The organism is Neoroseomonas rubea (assembly GCF_016106015.1).
Taxonomy (GTDB): domain Bacteria; phylum Pseudomonadota; class Alphaproteobacteria; order Acetobacterales; family Acetobacteraceae; genus Neoroseomonas; species Neoroseomonas rubea.
This window is the reverse complement of sequence record NZ_JACADQ010000360.1, coordinates 1-4,234: the sequence shown is the minus strand read 5'-3', so window position 1 is coordinate 4,234 and position 4,234 is coordinate 1. Positions and strand designations below refer to the sequence as shown.

General features: G+C 72.9%; 3 protein-coding genes. All 3 read right to left on the bottom strand.

Annotated elements, in window-relative coordinates; translation table 11 throughout:
• Positions 1 to 1,163, bottom strand: a 1,163-nt coding sequence (locus HW577_RS21740) for an FtsX-like permease family protein (RefSeq protein ID WP_198378212.1), incomplete at its 3' end; no start/stop codon positions are given.
• Positions 1,164 to 1,165: 2 nt separating this feature from the next.
• A complete protein-coding gene (locus HW577_RS21735) occupies positions 1,166 to 1,897 on the bottom strand; it encodes an ABC transporter ATP-binding protein (RefSeq protein ID WP_198378211.1) in 732 nt (243 codons plus the stop codon).
• A 241-nt stretch (positions 1,898 to 2,138) separates the two neighbouring features.
• The gene (locus HW577_RS21730; RefSeq protein ID WP_198378210.1) at positions 2,139 to 4,061 is read right to left on the bottom strand and encodes a vWA domain-containing protein; all 1,923 of its coding nucleotides are present in this window, start codon (positions 4,059 to 4,061) and stop codon (positions 2,139 to 2,141) included.
• Between the last annotated feature and the right edge of the window lie 173 nt (positions 4,062 to 4,234).

Below are 4,234 nucleotides of genomic sequence, written 5' to 3'. Positions count from 1 at the left end.
GGCGGCACCGATGCCGCGCGCAGCCCGGCCAGCACCGCCGCGAGCACCGCGCCCGCCAGCGTCACGCCCGCCGCCGCGAGCCCCATGCGCGCGGTCAACAGGCAGACCGGCCGATCGCCCGTGACAGTGCCGGCGAAGGCACCATTCAGCACGCGCGCGACCGCCGCCGCCACAAGGAACGCCACCACGGCACCGGCCAGCGCGACCGCCGCCGCCTGGATGATCGGCAGCGTCAGCAACGCCCGGCGCTTCATCCCCAGGAGCGACAGCAGCGCCAGGTCCCGCCGCTTGCGTTCCACCTGCGCCCAGAGCCCGACGCCCAGGCTGACAAGGTAACCCGCCCCGCCCGCCCCGGCGATCGCCAGGAACAGCAGCGCGAGATTCCGATCCAGCCGCAACAGCCCCGCCACCGCGTCGGCCCGCGAAGCGACCTCGATGCCCGCGAGGCGCAACTCGGCATCGAGCGCGGGCACGTCCTCGAGCCGGGCAGCATGCAGGCGGAAACCCGCGAAGGGACGGGCGCGCGTCGCCGCGGCAGCGCCCGGGCGCGCATCCGGCGCCGCGGTGCCATCGAGGAAATCCTCCACCAGCAGCAACACCGGCAGAGTTGCGAAGGCGGCTTCGCGCGTGGCGGCGGACAGCGGCGCAACGGCGGCGACGCGCATCGGCAGCGTCAGGATTTCCCGCTGCCCGTCACGGCTGCGCGCGACCGAGGCGAGGACAGGTGCGCCGACCTGCAGGCCCAACCGTTGCAGCGCGGCGGCCGAGAGCACCAGCGCGCCCGCATCCATGGTGCCGAGCCCCGGCAGCAGCGGATCACCCTCGCCCGTCGGCAGCAGTTCCACGCGCGATCCCCCACCCTGGCGGTCCGGGTTCTCCAGCACGATGGTGGCGGATAGCGCGCGCGTGCGCGGCACGATAAAGGCGACGCGCGGATCGGCGCCGAGGCGCTCGAACACAGTGGGTTCCAGGGTGCGATTGACGACCGAGACCACTTCGCGCGCGCGGGGATCGTCGAGCAGTTCCGCGCGCAGTCCGGCGACAACGCCCTGGCGCAGCCCGAACAGCACGATCAACGGCGCGAGCACCGCGGCGCAGCCCAGCGCCGAGCAGATGAACAGCACCCGTTCGTGCCAGAGGTCGGCAAGCGCGAGGCGCAGCATGGTCAGGCGGCCTCCGCCGCCATGGCACGCGTGAAGACCGATCGCGCGACGCCATCCGCGCCTGGCGGGTGCGTCTCGCACGCGAGCACCGGATAGCCGGCGCGCCGCGCGCGGTCGGGGTCGTGAGTCGCGACGATCAGCGCAGCCCCCGCCGCCGCGCATTCGCGCTTGAGCAGCGCCAGCACCGCGTCGGCGAGTTCCGGATGCACCGAGGCCGTCGGCTCATCCGCCAGCACCAGCGCGGGGCGGTGGGCAAGCGCGCGGGCGATCGCCACGCGCTGCCGCTGGCCCACCGAGAGTTCCGCCGGCCGCTTCGCCCAATGCGCGCCGATGCCGAGTTCCTCGGCCAGTGCCCGCGCTCGTGCCGCATCCGGGCGCCCGGCGATGCGCTGCGGCAGGGCGATGTTCCCGCCCACGGTCAGATAGGGCAGCAGCCCGCCGGTCTGCGGCACGACGCCGATCTGCCGCGCGCGGAGGTCCGCCAGCGCATCCCGCCGCCCGGCGCGCCAATGCGCGGCGATGTCCTGCCCGGCGAAGCGAAAGACCTCCGCCGTGTCCGGCGGCGCAGCGAGGGCCAGCATCATCAGCAGGGTGGACTTCCCGCTGCCCGAGGGCCCGGCGATCGCCAGCGGCTCCCCTCCCGCGAGGTCGAATGCCGGGACCTCCAGCGCGAAGGGCGCCGCATCCCCGCGATACGATTTTCGTGCGCCGCGCAGGGACAGGAGCGCGGTCATCGCGTATGCGAGCCCGCTCCACGCGACGCATGCAGCAAGATGTGCAGGCATCGCGTGGAGGTCCAGACCGCGAGGGTGCGTTCGCCGGACCGAAAGCGCAGATGCGGATCGAGGCCCCGCCTCGATGCGCGAGCACAAGGCGCGACCGCGCCAAGACCATCAGCCGCGCCGGGTCCAGCAGTGCAGGGTGCGAAAGCCAAGCTGTCGGATGGCGGCGTCGGCGCCTGAGGCAAACAAAGACTCACGGCAAGGCTTCGAGCGGCACCGGGAAGAAGGCCTCGCCCCCCGGCCGCCCGTCGAGCGTCACCCACAGATCCGGCCGCGCGGCGAATTCCTGGTACAGGCGCAGCTTCGCCTCGATGCCGTTGATCAGTTCCCGCTGCGCGGCCGCCCCCATGGCGAGCCATTCCTGCTCGGTCAGTTCCATCACCTGGCTCTGGTAGGGCAGACCATCCAGGTACTCGCCGAGCGCCTGTCCGACGCGGGCGAGGTTGCCCAGCCGTTGCGGGTCCCGCGCCGTCGCTGCGAAGGCCGCGCGCAACTGGCCGAAGAAGGACCGCGGATCGGTCCGCCCCGCAAGGCCCGCATCGAGGATGCGCGTCAGCGCCTGCGACAGGTCGGACAACTGGTTGCGCGTCAGCAGCACGCGCACGTCGAGAGCCGCGAGCGTCGGATCCGCGAGGTCGCGGTCGGTGACGAAGGACCGCACCACGTCCGGCGCCGTCGTGCCCCCTTCCCGCCCGAGATAGGCCAGGCGCATCGCCGTGCCGACGATTTCCACCTGCTGCGCGATGCGCTCGGCCTCAGGCGTGCGGGCCGGCTCCACGCCGCCGACGGGGCGGCCGACGGTGTCCGCCACCTGGCGGAACAGCGCGTTGGTCAGCCCGTTCACCACGCGTTCGAAAGCCTGCGGGCTGCCGCCTTCCACGGGGAAATAGAGCGAACCCGCCGCGCCGGCCCGCGTCAGTTCCGTATACTGCGCGCGCGCCTGGGCGTGATTCGCGCGGCCCTCGGGCGTCAGCAGATGGATCGCGAACAACGCCACGCCGCGCGCCTCCGCCAGCGCCCGGATCTCCGGGATCCCCAGCCGGGTCTGCGACTTCGGGTCGGTCGCATCCAGCGCGCCGGCATCGGTGATCAGCACCATGTAGCGGCCGCCGAATTGCGGCCAGTCCACCTGGTCGAGCCCGACCCGCAGGCCCGCAATCGCATCCTCGTCGAACTGCTCGGTCGAGACGGTGGCGGCGCGCACGCCCTCCAGTGCCGGCAGGATCGCGGAGGGCGGGCGCGACAGATCGGGCGCCGCGACAAGGCTCGTGACGTATTCGAGCTGCGGGCGGGAAGAAATGTCGGCGCGATAGGCCACCATGCCGAAGCGGAAATTGTCGCGCACCGCGGTATCGCCGATGCGTCCGACGATCCGGCGGATCGCCTCCCGCGTCCGGTCGATATAGGGCTGCATGGAGATGGTCGTATCCACCACGAACACGATCGCGCCGCGGAAATCCCGCAGCCGCGCAGGGTCCGCCTGGGTCGGCGCCTGGCGCAGTTCCGCCGGGGCGGAGATCACCTCCAGCATCCGCATCTGCGTCCCGTCGCGACGCTGGACGGTCTCCGCCTCGAGGATCGGCAACAGATAGAAATTGCGCTGGATGTCGATGAAGGTCTCGGGCTCCATCGCCAGCACGGGGCTGCCGGGCTGGCCGGCCGCCGCCCGCAGCGCCGCCGCCTCCGGGCCTATCTGCGGCGAGGTGAGCAGGCCGCGCAGGCTTGCCGCGTCGCGCAGGAACATCGCGCGTTCCCGCCCCGCCGGGTTGGTGAAGGCGCCGACCATGGCATGGCGCCAGTCGATCGCACGCTCCTCCCGCACCCAGCCATCGACGCGGCCATCGGCCTCGCGCCCGATCTCGATCCAGCCATCGCGCCGCGCATAGACATGCGCGACCGAGAAGCCGGCGACCGGGCGGCCCTGCGCCGCGCCGGGCTGGGCATGCAGCGTCGCGCCGGGGCGCAGGATCACGCGCTGGAACAGCGTCGTCTTGCCAGGGATCAGCAGCGGCTGTCGCGTGGCAGGACGGACGGCGCGTGTATCGGCGGTCTGCGCCTCCGCCGCCAAGGGCAACAGCGCGACGGAAGCGAGAAGCAGCAGGCGGCGCGGCGTCATTGCCAGAAATCCCGAAGCGTGAGCGGCGCGTTGATGTCCCCTTCCCGCGCCCGGTCCTCGAGCCAGCGGCGCAGGCGCGCGCGGGGTTCGGCCGCGGCGGCGTCGCCGGCCGCGATCGCGTCGCGGTAGTGGCGTGCGGCCTGGCGCGGATCGGGGTCGCGGAAGGGCCGGCC

Excerpts from the sequence above, each read along its gene's own strand:
- HW577_RS21735 (WP_198378211.1), bottom strand. The coding sequence starts at position 1,897 with ATGACCGCGCTCCTGTCCCTGCGCGGCGCACGAAAATCGTATCGCGGG.
- HW577_RS21730 (WP_198378210.1), bottom strand. The coding sequence starts at position 4,061 with ATGACGCCGCGCCGCCTGCTGCTTCTCGCTTCCGTCGCGCTGTTGCCC.